The organism is Klebsiella quasipneumoniae subsp. quasipneumoniae, from assembly GCF_020525925.1.
In the GTDB taxonomy this organism is placed as follows: Bacteria; Pseudomonadota; Gammaproteobacteria; order Enterobacterales; family Enterobacteriaceae; genus Klebsiella; species Klebsiella quasipneumoniae.
Genome location: NZ_CP084876.1, coordinates 2,986,725 through 3,002,250, shown reverse-complemented (window position 1 = coordinate 3,002,250; position 15,526 = coordinate 2,986,725). Strand labels below are relative to the sequence as shown.

Here is a 15,526-nt window from a genome sequence, read left to right as displayed (position 1 = left end):
GTTTAAAATCAATAAGATAAAAAGTTGGCACGCAATTTGTATTAGCTAAGCCACAGGTGAATGCCTGCAACCAGAACTATGAGGACTGAAATTATGGGTATTTTTTCTCGTTTTGCCGACATCGTGAACGCCAACATCAACTCCCTGCTGGAGAAAGCCGAGGACCCGCAAAAGCTGGTGCGTCTGATGATCCAGGAGATGGAAGACACGCTGGTTGAGGTACGTTCCACGTCGGCCCGCGCGCTGGCGGAAAAGAAACAGCTGACCCGTCGTATTGAGCAGGCGGTCGCCCAGCAGGCGGAATGGCAGGAAAAGGCCGAGCTGGCCCTGCGCAAAGAGAAAGAGGATCTGGCCCGGGCGGCGCTGATCGAAAAACAGAAGCTGACCGACCTTATTGCTCAGCTGGACCACGAAGTGCAGCTGGTGGATGAAACGCTGGCGCGCATGAAGAAAGAGATTGGCGAGCTGGAGAACAAACTCAGCGAAACCCGCGCCCGTCAGCAGGCGCTGGCGCTGCGTCATCAGGCGGCGAGTTCGTCCCGCGATGTGCGTCGCCAGCTGGACAGCGGTAAACTGGATGAGGCGATGGCGCGCTTTGAATCCTTTGAACGTCGCATCGATCAGATGGAAGCGGAAGCGGAGAGTCACCGCTTTGGCAAGCAGCAGACGCTGGATCAGCAGTTTGCCGAACTGAAAGCGGACGATGAAATCAGCGAGCAGCTGGCGGCGTTGAAAGCCAAAATGAATCAGTCCAACCAGTAAGTACGATTGCGCGGCGCGGCGTTGCGCCGCGGCTCACCCCCTGTAAGGAGTACACATGAGCATGCTTTTTCTCGCCATTCCGTTGACGCTGTTTGTGCTGTTTGTTCTGCCGGTCTGGCTGTGGCTGCACTACAACAATCGCGGCGCCAACGGGACGCTGACGCAAAATGAGCAGCAACGGCTGCTGCAGTTGACCGATGACGCGAAGCGGATGCGCGAGCGCATTCAGGCGCTGGAAGCGATCCTGGATGCCGAACATCCGAACTGGAGAGATAAATAATGGCTGGACTGGATCTGAATAAAAAACTGTGGCGTATCCCGCAGCGCGGGATGGTCAAGGGCGTCTGCGCGGGTATTGCTCAGCATCTTGATGTCCCGGTGAAGCTGGTGCGCCTGATTACCGTGCTGGCGATGATTTTTGGCCTCTTTTTCTTCGTCCTGGTGGCCTACATCATTCTGACCTTCGCCCTGGACCCGATGCCGGACAGTGAGCTTTACGGCCACAAAGCGCCGAGCAATGGCGATCTGCTGGCCGCCGTGGATGCCGAACTGGCCTCCGGCGAACAGCGTCTGCGTGAGATGGAACGGTACGTCACCTCCGACACCTTCACGCTGCGCAGCCGCTTTCGTCAGCTGTAAATCCTGTTGTTAACGAGTGAGGCAACGCATGAATAGCAAATGGCAACGCGCCGGGCAGCAGGTTAAGCCCGGCCTGAAAATCGTCGGTAAGCTGGCGCTGCTGACCGCGCTGCGTTATGGCCCGGCGGGCGTTGCCGGCTGGGCGGTCAAATCGGTCGCGCGACGGCCGCTGAAAATGCTGCTGGCGGTGGCGCTGGAGCCGCTGCTCAGCCGGCTGGCCAACCGCGTCACGCGCGGGATGAAATAACGCCGCCGTGGGGAAGGCGCAAAAGGATTCACGTTCTCCTGCTTATCCCCGGCAGATAGCTTATGATGACGAGACACACCTTCAGGGCATAACGGACTGGCGATGAAGCGACTGAAAACTGAATTGAATGCGCTGGTCAACCGCGGGGTTGACCGGCATTTACGGCTGGCGGTGACCGGCCTGAGCCGCAGCGGCAAAACGGCGTTTATCACCGCGCTGGTCAACCAACTGCTGAATATTCATACCGGCGCCCGCCTGCCGCTGCTGAGCGCCGCGCGCGAAGAGCGACTGCTCGGCGTCAAGCGCGTACCGCAGAGGGACTTCGGCATTCCGCGATTCACCTACGATGAAGGGCTGGCACAGCTGTACGGCCAGCCCCCCATGTGGCCAACCCCGACGCGCGGCGTTAGCGAGATCCGTCTCGCGCTGCGCTACCGTTCCAACGACTCCCTGCTGCGCCATTTTAAAGACACCTCCACGCTGTATCTGGAGATCGTCGACTACCCGGGCGAATGGCTGCTCGATCTGCCGATGCTGGCGCAGGATTATCTGAGCTGGTCGCGGCAGATGACCGGACTCCTGCAGGGACAGCGTGCGGAGTGGTCGACCCGCTGGCGGCAGTTGTGCGCCGGGCTGGATCCGCTGGCCCCTGCCGACGAGGCCCGGCTGGCCGAGATCGCCGCCGCCTGGACGGATTATCTGCACGCCTGTAAGCGTGAAGGGCTGCACTTTATCCAGCCCGGACGCTTTGTCCTGCCCGGCGAAATGGCCGGCGCGCCGGCGCTACAGTTTTTCCCATGGCCTGACGTCGATGCCGTCGGCGAAGCTAAGCTGGCGCAGGCCGATAAACACAGCAACGCCGGCATGCTGCGCGAACGCTACAAGTACTACTGCGAAAAGGTGGTGAAGGGGTTCTACAAAGAGCACTTCCTGCGCTTCGACCGGCAGATTGTGCTGGTGGACTGCCTGCAGCCGCTGAACAGCGGGCCGCAGGCGTTTAACGATATGCGCCTGGCGCTGACCCAGCTGATGCAAAGCTTCCATTATGGGCAGCGCACCCTGTTCCGCCGGCTGTTTTCGCCGGTCATCGACAAGCTGCTGTTCGCCGCCACCAAAGCCGACCACGTCACGGTGGATCAGCACAGCAATATGGTGTCGCTCCTGCAGCAGCTGATCCAGGACGCGTGGCAGAATGCCGCCTTCGAGGGGATCAGTATGGATTGCCTGGGGCTGGCGTCCATTCAGGCGACCCAGAGCGGGCTGATTGAGCTGAACGGCGAGAAAATCCCCGCCCTGCGCGGCAATCGGCTGAGCGACGGCCAGCCGTTGACCATCTATCCCGGCGAGGTGCCGGCGCGCCTGCCGGGGCAGGCCTTCTGGCAGCAGCAGGGATTTCAGTTTGAAAACTTTCGTCCGCAGGTCATGGATGTCGATCGGCCCTTGCCGCACATTCGCCTCGACGCGGCGCTGGAATTTTTGATTGGAGATAAACTGCGATGAGCGAACCGTTAAAACCGCGGATTGATTTTGATGGCCCGCTGCAGGCGGAAAAAACGCCGCCGCTGAAAAGCGCCCGCGCCTTTGACCGACGGGAAGCCGACAACTTCGCGCCGGCGCTTCTGGTGACCGGCGAAGAGGAAGAGGGGGCGGCAGAGGCGGTGGTGGAATCGGTGCTGCGGCCGAAACGCAGTCTGTGGCGGCGGATGGTCAGCGCTGGCCTGGCGATCTTCGGCGTCAGCGTCGTGGCGCAAGGGGTACAGTGGACCGCCAACGCCTGGCAGACGCAGGACTGGATTGCGCTGGGCGGCTGCGCTGCCGGGGCGCTGATCGTCGGCGCCGGCGTCGGATCGGTGGCCACCGAGTGGCGCCGCCTGTGGCGACTGCGCCAGCGCGCCCACGAACGCGATGAAGCCCGCGATATGCTGCACAGTCACGCGGTCGGCAAAGCGAAATCCTTTTGTGAGAAGCTGGCGCAGCAGGCGGGTCTGGATCAGTCGCATCCGGCGCTGCAGCGCTGGTATGCCGCCATCCACGAAACGCAAAGCGACCGGGAAGTGGTCAGCCTCTATGCCCAGCTGGTGCAGCCGGTGCTCGATGCCCAGGCGCGGCGGGAAATCAGCCGCTCGGCGGCGGAGTCGACGCTGATGATCGCCGTCAGTCCGCTGGCGCTGGTGGATATGGCGTTTATCGCCTGGCGCAATCTGCGGCTGATCAACCGAATTGCCACCCTGTACGGCATTGAGCTGGGGTATTACAGCCGCCTGCGTCTGTTTCGCCTGGTGCTGCTGAATATCGCTTTCGCCGGCGCCAGCGAACTGGTGCGCGAGGTGGGCATGGACTGGATGTCGCAGGATCTGGCGGCCCGGCTGTCGGCGCGCGCCGCGCAGGGCATCGGCGCCGGTCTGCTTACCGCCCGCCTTGGTATCAAGGCGATGGAGCTGTGCCGCCCGCTGCCGTGGATCGCCGATGATAAACCGCGGCTCGGCGATTTTCGTCGCGAGCTGATTGGCCAGCTGAAAGAGACCCTGCAGAAAAGCAAAACCAGTCCGGAGAAGTAACCTCCGCTCAGAGACATCGCCGGGCGGCGGTTTGGCCTTGCCCGGCCTGCGAGGTCGAGTCCAGGCTTGCGCACCTGCCGCGCCGCGGGCAATGTCCGGTCATACGCATTCCGCCGCCAGCCACTCGCTGAAGGCGCGAAAGCGCGGGCGCGAGCGGTTCTCCTGCGGACAAATCAGATCATAGCCAAAGGGAGATTCCGCCTCGTCTTCGGACAAGGCTACCAGTCTCCCGGTGGCGAGCAGCGGCTGGATCAGCGTTTTACGCCCCATCACGACCCCGAGTCCATTCAGCGCCATCTCAATGGCCAGCGAGTGGTTGTTCACCGCGTAATACCGGCCGTCAAAGGGTAACGCCTGTCCGCTTTGCTGGCACCACAGGCGCCATTCGGCAAACTGATCCTGCACGTCGGTGGATTCGCAGGCATGGATCCAGACGATCGCCGCCGCGTCACCGCCGCTCAGCGGGCGATACTGCCGGCGATACTCCGGAGAGCAGACCGGCAGCAAACTTTCCGCCATCAACCGTTGTTGATGAAGATCGGGATAGCGCGTGGCGCCGTAATAAATCGCGAGGTCCACCCGCTCCTCGTTAAAATCCATCACCCCGGCGCGGACGCGAAACTGTAGATTTAGTCCCGGCCACTGGGCCTGGAAGCGGGGCAGGCGCGGCATCAGCCAAAGATGGGCCAGGGTCGGCGCAATACCAATATGCAGCGTGCCGCGCAGATCCTGTTCGCGAATATCCTCAATTTCATCGTTAATCGCCCGCAGCGAATGGCTCAACGTCGTCAGCAGGCGTTTGCCTTCCTCCGTCAGCGCCAGTTTACGCGTCATGCGAATAAACAGGCGAAATCCGATATGCATCTCCAGCTTGCGGATCCGATGGCTGACCGCCCCCTGGGTCAGGTTCATTTCATGCGCGGCGAGGGTAAAACTCAAATGGCGGGCGGTCACCTCAAAGGTCTGCAGCAGCGCAAGGATGCTTTGTTGTTCAAGCACAGGTTGTCTCCCTTATGCATTAATTTGCTTCATGCATAGGCCGATTTAATTCGTTTGTTACGCCAGTTTGGCCGGTTTTAAATAGTTATATCGTAACTAAACCGAGGTATACCATGTCAGGACTCAAAATTGTGGTGATTGGCGGCGGCTCCAGCTACACCCCGGAACTGATTGAAGGTTTGCTTAACCGCTATCACGAGATGCCGGTCGCTTCGCTATGGTTGGTGGACATTGAAGAGGGCAGAGAGAAAGTCGAGATCATCGCCGGACTGGCGCGGCGAATGATCGCCAAAGCCGGGCTGATCATCGAGGTGGTGGCTACCCTGGATCGGGAGAGCGCCCTGCGCGATGCCGATTTCGTCTGCTCGCAGTTTCGCGCCGGCTGCCTTGACGCCCGCATCAGCGATGAACGTATTTCCCTCAAGTATGGCCTGATCGGCCAGGAGACCAACGGCCTTGGGGGCTTCGCCAATGCCTGCCGTACCATTCCCATCGCCCTGGCGATTGCTGCCGATATGGAACGACTCTGCCCTGACGCCTGGCTGCTGAACTTTACCAACCCGTCGGGGATGGTGACCGAAGCGATCCTGCGCCACAGTCGCATCAAAGCCGTCGGCCTGTGTAATGTGCCGGTGATTATGCAAAAAGGGGTGACCACCCTGCTGCAATGCGCTGACGAAAAGGAGGTAGTGATGCAGGTCGCCGGCCTGAACCACTTTATCTTCGTGCGCCAGATCCTGCACAAAGGAAAAGAATGGCTGCCGGAGGTCATCGCCGAGATCAATGCCGGTCGGGATCCGCTGGTGCCGCGCAACATTCCGCCGTTCCGTTGGCCGTCGCATCTCCTGCAGGGCTTAGGCATGATCCCCTGCGCCTATCTGCGTTATTACTACATGAAGGACGATCTGCTGCGTCAGGAGCTGGCGGAGGCGGGCGGCGAAGGGACCCGTGGCGAAGTGGTTAAGCAACTGGAAAAAACCTTGTTTGAACAGTACAGCGACCCGCACCTCGCGGTTAAACCGAAGGCGCTGGAGGGCCGTGGCGGTCAGTACTATTCCGAGGCGGCCTGCGAGCTGATGAATGCCATCTACAATGACAAGCGCATTATCATGCACGTCAACACGCGCAACAACGGCGCCATCAATGGCCTGCCGGATGACTGTGCGGTGGAGGTCAGCGCGCTGATCACCGCTTCCGGTCCGCTGCCCCTCAACGTGGCGCCGTTCCCTGACGATACCCTGCGTTTGCTGCAGCTGATGAAATCTTTCGAACAGCTGACCATCGAGGCCGCCATCACCGGCAACCGCCATACGGCGTGGCGCGCGCTGGTGCTGAATCCGCTGATTGTCAGCGGCGAGAAGCTCGAACAAGCGTTGGATGAAGTGATCGCCCATAACCGCCAGTGGCTGCCTGCCTTCCATGCTTAACCCCCCATTAACCGGCCGGATGGCCGGTTAATTGACCACTGACCGCCTGACTTTACGGCGCAACGCCCATTTTTCCGCCATGCTGTCAATAATTGTTGACAGTTAGCTTCCCGAAAGTCCATTCCTGGCCTATTATTCTCCGGTCATTGGCACTTTTAGGGTGAACACTCCCATGCGTCTTGAAGTCTTTTGTGAAGACCGCCTCGGTCTGACTCGTGAATTGCTCGATTTGCTGGTGCTGCGCGGCATTGATCTGCGTGGTATCGATATTGACCCTATTGGCCGTATCTACCTCAATTTTGCCGAACTGGAGTTCGCCACCTTCAGCAGCCTGATGGCGGAGATCCGCCGTATCGCCGGCGTGACAGACGTGCGCACCGTGCCGTGGATGCCATCCGAGCGTGAACATCTGGCGCTGAGCGCGCTGCTGGTGGCGATGCCGGAGCCGGTGCTGTCGCTGGATACCAAAGGCAGGGTCGAACTGGCCAACCCCGCCAGCTGCCTGCTGTTTGGCCAAAGCCAGGCGAAGCTGCGCAACCATCCGGTGGCGCAACTGATCGACGATTTTAACGTCCAGCGCTGGCTGGAAAGCAGCCCGCAGGAGACGCTGGCGGAGCATGTGGTGGTGAATGGGCAGAACTACCTGCTGGAAGTGACCCCGGTTTATCTGGAAGGGGAGCATAACGAGCGAGTGCTGACCGGCGCCGTGGCGATGCTGCGCTCAACCGTGCGCATGGGACGCCAGCTGCAGACCATGACCAGCCAGGACACCAGCGCCTTCAGCCAGATCCTCGCGGTGGGGCCGAAAATGCGCCACGTGGTGGAGCAAGCGCGTAAGCTGGCGATGCTCAGCGCGCCGCTGCTGATTGTCGGCGACACCGGCACGGGTAAAGATCTGCTGGCGCACGCCTGCCATCTGGCCAGTCCGCGGGCGGGCAAACCCTATCTGGCGCTCAACTGCGGCTCCATTCCTGAGGACGCCGTTGAGAGCGAGCTGTTCGGTGACGCGCTGCAGGGCAAAAAAGGCTTCTTTGAGCAAGCTAACGGCGGCTCGGTGCTGCTGGATGAAATTGGCGAGATGTCGCCGCGAATGCAGACCAAGCTGCTGCGCTTCCTCAACGACGGCACCTTCCGCCGCGTTGGCGAGGATCATGAAGTGCACGTTGATGTGCGGGTGATCTGCGCGACGCAGAAAAACCTGGTCGAGCTGGTGCAGAAAGGGCTGTTCCGGGAAGATCTTTACTATCGCCTCAATGTCCTGACGCTGTATCTGCCGCCGCTGCGCGACTGCCCGCAGGACATTATGCCGCTGACGGAGCTGTTCGTGGCGCGCTTTGCCGATGAGCAGGGGATCCCCCGACCGAAGCTCTCCGCCGATCTCAGTACGGTACTTACCCGCTACAGCTGGCCCGGCAACGTCCGCCAGCTGAAGAATGCCGTTTATCGCGCGCTAACCCAGCTGGAAGGATTCGAGCTGCGTCCGCAGGACATTTTGCTGCCGGACCACGACGTCGCCTCGCTGCCGGTGGGCGAGGAGGCCATGGAAGGATCGCTGGACGACATTACCCGCCGCTTTGAGCGCTCGGTATTGACCCAGCTCTATCGCAGCTACCCCAGCACCCGTAAGCTGGCGAAGCGGCTGGGGGTGTCGCATACCGCCATCGCCAATAAACTGCGCGAATATGGTTTGAGTCAGAAAAAGGGCGACGAATAATCGCTGAACGCCGGCGACGCTCGTCGCCGGTATCCCGGCCTGCAAAGCGGGCCAAACCTGTATATACTGGTTTTTTAATCCTTTTTCCGGGGTGGTGCATATTGGCGTCGCGTCGCGCGATCGGGCAATGGCTGACATTGCTGCTGCTCTCAATTCTCTTTTCCTCGCTGCTGTTACGCATTCATCTGCCGGCAGCGCTGCTGCTGGGGCCGCTGATTGCCGGTCTCATTTTGAGCCTGCGCGGGGTGAAGCTGAGGATCCCCCGCGCCTGTTATCTGGCGGCGCAGGCTATCGTCGGCTGTATGATCGCCCGCGCCATTAACCCCTCCGTTTTTGGCGTGCTGTTCAACAACTGGGCGCTGGTGCTGGCGATCCTGTTAACGACCCTGGCGATCAGCGGCCTCACCGGCTGGTTGCTGGTCCGCTACAGCGCGCTGCCGGGCGCCACCGGCGCCTGGGGAAGCTCTCCCGGCGGGGCGTCGGCAATGGTGGTGATGGCTCAGGAGTACGGGGCTGATGTACGCCTGGTGGCGCTGATGCAGTATCTGCGAGTGCTGTTTGTCGTCGGCGCGGCGGCGCTGGTGGTGCGCTATGCCCTGGGCAACGAGGCGCAAACAATGAGCCAGGCTATCGTCTGGTTTCCACCGTTGACCCTTCATTTCCCTTTAACGCTGCTGCTGACAGCGGCGGGCTGCTGGCTGGGCGTGCGGCTGCGCATTCCTTCCGGCGCCATGCTGCTGCCGATGCTGCTCGGCGCGCTGGCCCAGGGGGGCGGCTGGGTGATGCTGGAGCTGCCGGAGTGGCTGCTGGCGATGGCCTACGCGGTGCTGGGCTGGACGGTGGGACTGCAGTTTAACAAGGCGGTTTTTCTGTTGGCCCTGAAGACGCTGCCGCAGATTATCGCCTCCATTCTTGGGCTAATCCTGATGTGCGCCCTGATGGCCCTCGGCCTGACCCACATTCTGCAGATGGATTTCATGACCGCCTATCTGGCCACCAGCCCTGGCGGACTCGACACGGTGGCGATTATCGCCGCCGGCACCCGGGCGGATATGTCGTTTATTATGGCGCTACAGACGCTGCGGCTGTTTACCATCCTGCTGACCGGCCCGGCGATGGCGCGGGCTATTTCCCGCTATGCGCCGCGGCAATAAAAAGCCCCCGCAGAGCGAGGGCTGAGTACATAGCATGTCCGCAGGCGCGATGCCCCCGGGCAGTCTGTTATCAGGCTTTCAGGGCGGCCAGCGCGGCGTCGTAGTCCGGCTCTTCGGTGATTTCGTTCACCAGCTGGCTGTAGACAACCTGATCGTTTTCATCGATAACGACCACCGCGCGAGCGGCCAGGCCCGCCAGCGGACCGGCGGCGATGGCGACGCCGTAGTCAGCGAGGAACGAGGCGCCGCGCAGCGTGGAAAGGGTCACCACGTTGCTCAGGCCTTCCGCGCCGCAGAAGCGGGACTGGGCGAACGGCAGGTCAGCGGAAATGCACAGCACCACGGTGTTGTCCAGTTCAGCGGCCAGCTGGTTGAATTTACGCACTGATGCGGCGCACACGCCGGTATCAATGCTCGGGAAAATATTCAGTACTTTACGTTTGCCGGCGTACTGGCTCAGCGCGACGTCAGAGAGATCTTTGGCGACCAGCGTAAACGGCTGCGCTTTAGCGCCTGCCTGCGGAATGGTGCCCTGAACAGAAACGGGGTTGCCCTGGAAATGCACGGTTTGTGACATGGTTATCTTCCTGTTTACATATAGTTAACGTCGCGAGTAGTGTATGACATCCGCCAGCTACACGGCAAACCCTATTTAACATTTACCAGAGAGGACAAGGGAATGCGCAACGTGCGAGTGTATGAGGAAGCCTGGCCGCTCCACACCCCCTTTGTGATCGCCCGCGGTAGCCGCAGCGAGGCAAAAGTGGTGGTGGTGGAACTGGAAGAGGACGGTGTGAAAGGGGTGGGGGAATGCACCCCGTATCCCCGCTATGGCGAGAGCATCGCTTCGGTCATGGCCCAGGTGATGGCGATCGGCGAGCAGCTGGAGGCGGGACTTACCCGCGAACAGCTGCAGCGGCTGCTACCGGCAGGCGCCGCGCGCAATGCCATTGACTGCTCCCTGTGGGATCTGCAGGCGCGGCGCGAAGGCAAAACCTTGCCCCAGCTGCTGGGGGTGACGTTGCCAAACCGGGTGATCACCGCCCAGACGGTGGTCATTGGCACGGCGGATCAGATGGCGGCCAGCGCCGCGGCGCTGTGGCAGAAGGGCGCTCAGCTGTTGAAGGTGAAGCTCGACGACCGGCTGATCAGCGAGCGGTTAATCGCTATCCGTCAGGCGGCGCCGGAGGCTACGCTTATTGTCGACGCCAATGAATCCTGGCACAGCGAGGGGCTGGCGGCGCGCTGCCAGCTGCTGGCGGACCTCGGCGTGGCGATGCTTGAGCAGCCGCTCCCTGCCGACGCCGATGCGGCGCTGGAAAATTTCGTCCATCCGCTGCCAATTTGCGCCGACGAGAGCTGCCATACCCGGGAGAGCCTGCCCAGGCTGCGCGGACGCTATGAGATGGTCAATATCAAACTGGACAAAACGGGCGGCCTGACCGAAGCGCTGGCCCTCGCCGAGGAGGCAGAACGACAGGGCTTTGGACGGATGCTGGGCTGTATGCTCTGCACCTCGCGCGGGATCGCCGCCGCGCTACCCCTGGCGCCGCTGGCGCGCTTCGCCGACCTCGACGGCCCGACATGGCTGGCGGTGGACGTCGAGCCGGCGCTGCGGTTCAGCACCGGCGTGCTTCATCTTTAAGCCTGCCAGCGCAGCAGGTCGGTCATCGCCGGCAGGTAACGCTCGGTTGCCTCGTCGGCGGAGACCGGCGGGAACTCAGCGGTGATGCAGGGGAGTCCGATATCAGCACACCAGCTGCCAAAGGAACCTGGGGTGTCGTAGCCCACGCTGCCTACCAGCGGTAGTGAGAAGGCGTCGGCCAGCCAGTGTCCCAGCGGGCTGTGTCCCGGGTCTTCGATGCAGGCCAGCGGATCGTGAAAGGAGACCACCCACGCCGGATGGATCTGATGGATCAACTGACACAGGGCCTGGGTCTCTCGCTCCGAGCCCGGCTGTTCGCCGGTCAATAACACCACGTCTCGTTCCGTCGCCGCGCTGTTCCAGCGGTACACCGTTTCCCCTTGTCTCCAGTTAGCGGCCGGAAAGTTACGGTTGAGGTCAACGCCGCGGGCGTTGGCGCGCAGCCCGAGCTGACAGCCGTCAGGATTGACCGTCAGCACCACGTGATGGCGGCGCAGCTCCGGCTTCAGGGTGCGCAGGGCGCAGGAGAGGGTCACAATCGACGAATTCTCATCGCCGTGGGTGCCGGCAATAATCAGGCCGCTGCGGCTGTCGGCCATCGGCGCAGGAAACCACAGCAGCGGCGCGCCCAGTTCCGAGCTGCCGTACTGCCGGGTCCCCGGCGGAAAGTCGCCGCGCTGCGGGCGAGGACGTGAAATAGACATAGGGCTTCCTGTGTGTCGTTATTATGTAGTGTTGGCGAAAAGCGTGCTGGAATCAAACCCATTCCCTGAGGCGTGAAATCCGACGGCACATCAATTTTCTATCATATGTTGTTTGCAATTTCAGGTGATGAAACAAATAATTATCGCTCTGTTGGCGGTGTTTTTTTCTCATTTTAAAGGGGATCTTATGAAGTATCCTGTCGCTTTGACATGCGGCGCGCTGTGGTTAGCCAGCGTATCTTCTCTGGCCTGGGCGGCGGACGTACCGCCGGGCACGGTACTGGCGGAAAACCAGCTGTTAGTGCGCCATATCAAAGATGAACCCGCCTCGTTAGATCCCGCTAAAGCGGTGGGCCTGCCGGAAATCCAGGTGATCCGCGATCTGTTTGAAGGTTTAGTCAATCAGGATGCGAAAGGCAACCTGATCCCGGGCGTGGCGACCCGCTGGCAGAGCAACGATAACCGCGTCTGGACCTTTACCCTGCGCGATAACGCCCGCTGGTCCGATGGCACGCCTGTCACCGCTGAGGACTTCGTCTATAGCTGGCGGCGTCTGGTGGACCCGAAAACCACCTCGCCGTTCGCCTGGTTTGCCGCGCTGGCGGGGATCGCCAACGCGCAGAACATCATTGACGGCAAAGCCGCGCCGGAGACCCTGGGGGTCACCGCCGTCGACGCCCACACCCTGCGGGTGCAGCTGGATAAGCCGCTGCCGTGGTTCAGCAACCTGACCGCCAGCTTTGCCTTCTACCCGGTACAAAAGGCGAACGTCGACAGCGGGGCAAACTGGACGCGGCCCGGCAGCCTGGTGGGCAATGGCGCCTATGTTCTGAAAGATCGCGTCGTGAATGAAAAGCTGGTAGTGGTGCCCAACACCCACTACTGGGATAACGCCAAAACGGTGATCCAGCAGGTCACCTTTGTGCCGATCAACCAGGAGTCCGCCGCCACCAAACGCTATCTGGCCGGCGATATCGATATCACCGAATCTTTCCCGAAAAATATGTATCAGAAGCTGCTGAAGGATATTCCGGGGCAGGTGTATACCCCACCGCAGCTGGGCACCTACTATTACGCCTTTAATACCCAAAAAGGGCCGACGGCGGACGAGCGGGTGCGACTGGCGCTGAGTATGACCATCGATCGCCGGGTGATGGCGGAGAAGGTGCTGGGGACCGGGGAAAAACCGGCCTGGCGCTTTACCCCGGACGTAACGGCGGGCTTCACGCCGCAGCCGTCGCAGTTTGAGAGCATGAGTCAGGCCGAGCTTAACGCTCAGGCGAAAGCCCTGCTGGCTGCCGCCGGCTATGGCCCGAATCGCCCGCTGAAGCTGACGCTGCTGTATAACACCTCTGAGAACCACCAGAAGATTGCCATCGCGGTGGCGTCGATGTGGAAGAAGAACCTCGGCGTGGAAGTGAAGCTGCAGAATCAGGAGTGGAAAACCTATATCGACAGCCGCAACACCGGCAATTTCGATGTGATCCGCGCCTCGTGGGTAGGGGATTACAACGAGCCGTCCACCTTCCTGTCGCTGCTGACCTCCACCCACAGCGGAAATATCTCCCGCTTTAACGATCCGGCATACGACAAAATCCTCGCCCAGGCGGCGGTGGAAAATTCAGCCAAAGCGCGTAACGACGATTACAACGCGGCGGAGAAGATCATTATGGTCAAAGCGCCGATTGCGCCGATCTACCAGTACACCAACGGTCGGCTGATTAAGCCGTGGCTGAAAGGCTACCCGATCACCAACCCGGAAGATGTGGCCTATAGCCGTACCATGTATATCGTTAAACACTGATGCGTACTGGCCTCCTGCTCAGGGCAGGTAGCCATTGCTGAACCCGGAGCTGGCGCGGATTACGGCGCCAGTTTCTCCTGCTCACCTTCTCCCGCCACAGTAGAAAGCATCACTTTTCTGGTAGTATGGCCGACTGAAACCAGGTCTAACCCTCTAAAAGCGAAGCATCAGAAGATCTCATCCGCTGGGTTTTTGTCATGATGCTCAACGTATTCGGCAATCATACCATCCGGATGCTGAACCAGCATGTTCCAGCCGGTTGGCACGATCTTCACCGGGTTGATAATCGTTGCTCCGGTGGAAGGCAGATGTTTCTCCCAGGCGGAAATGTCGTTGACCAGGAAAGTGGCCTCGGTAGCGCGAAAAGGCGCCAGGCTTTTCTCGGTTCCGCCGATTAAAAGCACCGAACCCACCTGCGCCAGTTTGAGGTCGTATTCGGGATAGTCGAAGCGCAACCTCGCCTTCTGCGCGATGAGGTTTTCATAGAACGAAACGGTTTCTTCATAACAGCTCAGCAGCACGCATCGACGGATCAGAATATTGAGGACTTTCATTACGCCTCCTTTGCCATTGACGTAGCGATAGCCTGGCAGTCCTGAGGTGGAATGCAATGCTTAAGCGTTTTAGAGGTATTTCAAGAACAGGCGTGGGTAGGCGAAGAAAAAGGGTTTGCGCAGCAGGGAAATATGCGTTGTTTAACTTGTTACGAAGCGGTGCTGTATTATAACTTTATAATCAAATAGGCAAGTCGCAAAATTAATACTGATATAAGATCATTTCCGCCTTGCATGACAATTTGCATAGTTCGGAATTAAGCGAAAGCTCTGAGCTCAGCCCCCTCCGCCAACCGATACCTGCTACGCGCAGGCAACCTCTGCTACATTCGCAATGTATCAATAACCGCTCTCAGCGCGGGCGACACATTGCGGTGCGGGTAATAGAGAAATGAACCTTCCAGACGCTGGCTATAACGTTGGAGCACCCGGATAAGCGTGCCCTGCGCTAGATCGTCGGTAATCAGTTCTTCCGGGACATAGGCCAGCCCCAGACCGAGCCTGGCCGCTTTGGCTTCCATATAGCTATCGGCGAAAGCCCACTGTCCCTGCGGCGGATGAGTGATTTTTTTGCCATCCACGTTAAGTTCCCAGGCGTAAAGGCTGCCGTCGCCAAACTGATAAGCGATGCAGGGGTGGACGACTAAATCGGCGGGCGTTTGTGGAAAGCCGTAGCGTCGAAAATGTTCCGGTGTACCCACCACCGCCATCTCCATATCGGGCGAAATGCGCACCGCAATCATGCCGCTTCCGACTTCCGGGCCCAGACGTACGCCCGCATCGAATCGCTCCGCAATAATATCGACAAACCGGCTTTCGCTGATCAGTTCCAGTCTGATATCGGGATAGCGTTGTTTAAATACTGCCAGCTTCGGCAGCAGGACTTTATCAATGGCATGCTGGCTGGCATTGATGCGTACCGTACCGGAGGGCGTTTGACGATAGTGGGCCAGCGTGGCGAGTCCCATATCTAAGGCGTCGAAACCGGATTCGACATTGTGATAGAGCTGTTCACCCGCCTGAGTGAGCGACAAACGGCGGGTGGTGCGCACCAGAAGCTGAACGCCCAGGCGCTCTTCAAGTTCACGAACCGCACGGCTGATCCCGGACTGCGCCAGGCCAAGTCGTTGCGCTGCGGCGGTAAAACTGCCTTCCCGCACCACCTGCATAAACAGATAAAGATCGTTATAGTTTTCCCGTTTTGCCATCGGTCCCTCTCTACTGTCGTCTGTTATTTATAACAATATGATATTAATTCTAGCATTTTTCACCCTCTAATCAGCACTAATCCTGCTAACTATAATGGGCGCATGACAACA

General features: G+C 60.0%; 16 protein-coding genes and 1 pseudogene. 12 read left to right on the top strand and 5 right to left on the bottom strand.

What is annotated here, in order from left to right:
* The first annotated feature begins 93 nt into the window (after positions 1–93).
* From pspA to LGM20_RS14570, 6 genes are all read left to right on the top strand, one after another.
* Complete coding sequence (gene pspA, locus LGM20_RS14595; RefSeq protein WP_004203910.1) at positions 94–762, top strand: phage shock protein PspA; 669 nt, start codon at positions 94–96, stop codon at positions 760–762.
* 55 nt (positions 763–817) lie between these two features.
* Positions 818–1,042, top strand: coding sequence for an envelope stress response membrane protein PspB (gene pspB, locus LGM20_RS14590; protein WP_023289357.1), 225 nt, complete (start codon positions 818–820; stop codon positions 1,040–1,042).
* Complete coding sequence (gene pspC, locus LGM20_RS14585) at positions 1,042–1,401, top strand: envelope stress response membrane protein PspC (protein ID WP_004203911.1); 360 nt, start codon at positions 1,042–1,044, stop codon at positions 1,399–1,401. Before pspB ends, pspC begins: the two co-directional genes overlap by 1 nt.
* 28 nt (positions 1,402–1,429) lie before the next feature.
* Positions 1,430–1,648: a phage shock protein PspD gene (gene pspD / locus LGM20_RS14580; protein ID WP_002901915.1), complete on the top strand. Its 219-nt coding sequence runs from the start codon at positions 1,430–1,432 to the stop codon at positions 1,646–1,648.
* Positions 1,649–1,750: 102 nt separating this feature from the next.
* Positions 1,751–3,148, top strand: a complete 1,398-nt coding sequence (locus LGM20_RS14575; protein ID WP_032452561.1) for a YcjX family GTP-binding protein — start codon at positions 1,751–1,753, stop codon at positions 3,146–3,148.
* Complete coding sequence (locus tag LGM20_RS14570; protein WP_023289359.1) at positions 3,145–4,206, top strand: YcjF family protein; 1,062 nt, start codon at positions 3,145–3,147, stop codon at positions 4,204–4,206. The genes LGM20_RS14575 and LGM20_RS14570 overlap by 4 nt, the downstream gene beginning before the upstream one ends.
* 99 nt (positions 4,207–4,305) lie before the next feature.
* On the opposite strand, the gene LGM20_RS14565 is transcribed toward LGM20_RS14570, so the two are convergent.
* Positions 4,306–5,160, bottom strand: coding sequence for a LysR substrate-binding domain-containing protein (locus LGM20_RS14565; RefSeq protein ID WP_044523164.1), 855 nt, complete (start codon positions 5,158–5,160; stop codon positions 4,306–4,308).
* Positions 5,161–5,318: 158 nt separating this feature from the next.
* Between LGM20_RS14565 and LGM20_RS14560 the strand changes: the two genes are divergently transcribed.
* The 3 genes from LGM20_RS14560 (at position 5,319) to LGM20_RS14550 (ending at position 9,500) form a co-directional block, all read left to right on the top strand.
* Positions 5,319–6,632 carry a 6-phospho-beta-glucosidase gene (locus LGM20_RS14560; protein WP_044522475.1) on the top strand — a complete coding sequence of 438 codons (1,314 nt, stop codon included), beginning with the start codon at positions 5,319–5,321 and terminating at the stop codon, positions 6,630–6,632.
* A 172-nt stretch (positions 6,633–6,804) separates the two neighbouring features.
* Positions 6,805–8,346: a transcriptional regulator TyrR gene (gene tyrR, locus LGM20_RS14555; RefSeq protein ID WP_023289362.1), complete on the top strand. Its 1,542-nt coding sequence runs from the start codon at positions 6,805–6,807 to the stop codon at positions 8,344–8,346.
* Between the two features lie 101 nt (positions 8,347–8,447).
* A complete protein-coding gene (locus LGM20_RS14550) occupies positions 8,448–9,500 on the top strand; it encodes an AbrB family transcriptional regulator (RefSeq protein ID WP_023289363.1) in 1,053 nt (350 codons plus the stop codon).
* A gap of 70 nt (positions 9,501–9,570) precedes the next feature.
* Here the strand turns inward: LGM20_RS14550 and tpx are convergent, their stop codons facing one another.
* On the bottom strand, positions 9,571–10,077 hold the full coding sequence (gene tpx, locus LGM20_RS14545) for a thiol peroxidase (protein ID WP_008805229.1): 507 nt from the start codon (positions 10,075–10,077) through the stop codon (positions 9,571–9,573).
* Between the two features lie 102 nt (positions 10,078–10,179).
* Between tpx and ycjG the strand changes: the two genes are divergently transcribed.
* A complete protein-coding gene (gene ycjG, locus LGM20_RS14540) occupies positions 10,180–11,145 on the top strand; it encodes an L-Ala-D/L-Glu epimerase (RefSeq protein ID WP_044522478.1) in 966 nt (321 codons plus the stop codon).
* Here the strand turns inward: ycjG and mpaA are convergent.
* Complete coding sequence (gene mpaA, locus LGM20_RS14535; RefSeq protein WP_032452569.1) at positions 11,142–11,849, bottom strand: murein tripeptide amidase MpaA; 708 nt, start codon at positions 11,847–11,849, stop codon at positions 11,142–11,144. The genes ycjG and mpaA overlap by 4 nt on opposite strands.
* Before the next feature lie 72 nt (positions 11,850–11,921).
* On the opposite strand from mpaA, the pseudogene LGM20_RS14530 reads away from it, so the two are divergent.
* Both LGM20_RS14530 and LGM20_RS14525 read left to right on the top strand, forming a co-directional pair.
* Positions 11,922–12,040: pseudogene (locus tag LGM20_RS14530) on the top strand (hypothetical protein).
* Positions 12,037–13,653, top strand: a complete 1,617-nt coding sequence (locus tag LGM20_RS14525) for a peptide ABC transporter substrate-binding protein (RefSeq protein WP_023289366.1) — start codon at positions 12,037–12,039, stop codon at positions 13,651–13,653. The pseudogene LGM20_RS14530 and the gene LGM20_RS14525 overlap by 4 nt, the downstream one beginning before the upstream one ends.
* Before the next feature lie 167 nt (positions 13,654–13,820).
* Here LGM20_RS14525 and LGM20_RS14520 read toward each other — a convergent pair whose 3' ends face one another.
* Entirely contained in the window at positions 13,821–14,207 is a 387-nt protein-coding gene (locus tag LGM20_RS14520; protein WP_032452571.1) for a VOC family protein, read from the bottom strand.
* 323 nt (positions 14,208–14,530) lie between these two features.
* Positions 14,531–15,415 (bottom strand): LysR family transcriptional regulator, encoded by an 885-nt coding sequence (locus tag LGM20_RS14515; RefSeq protein WP_023289368.1) that lies wholly within the window; start codon positions 15,413–15,415, stop codon positions 14,531–14,533.
* Positions 15,416–15,526: the final 111 nt, after the last annotated feature.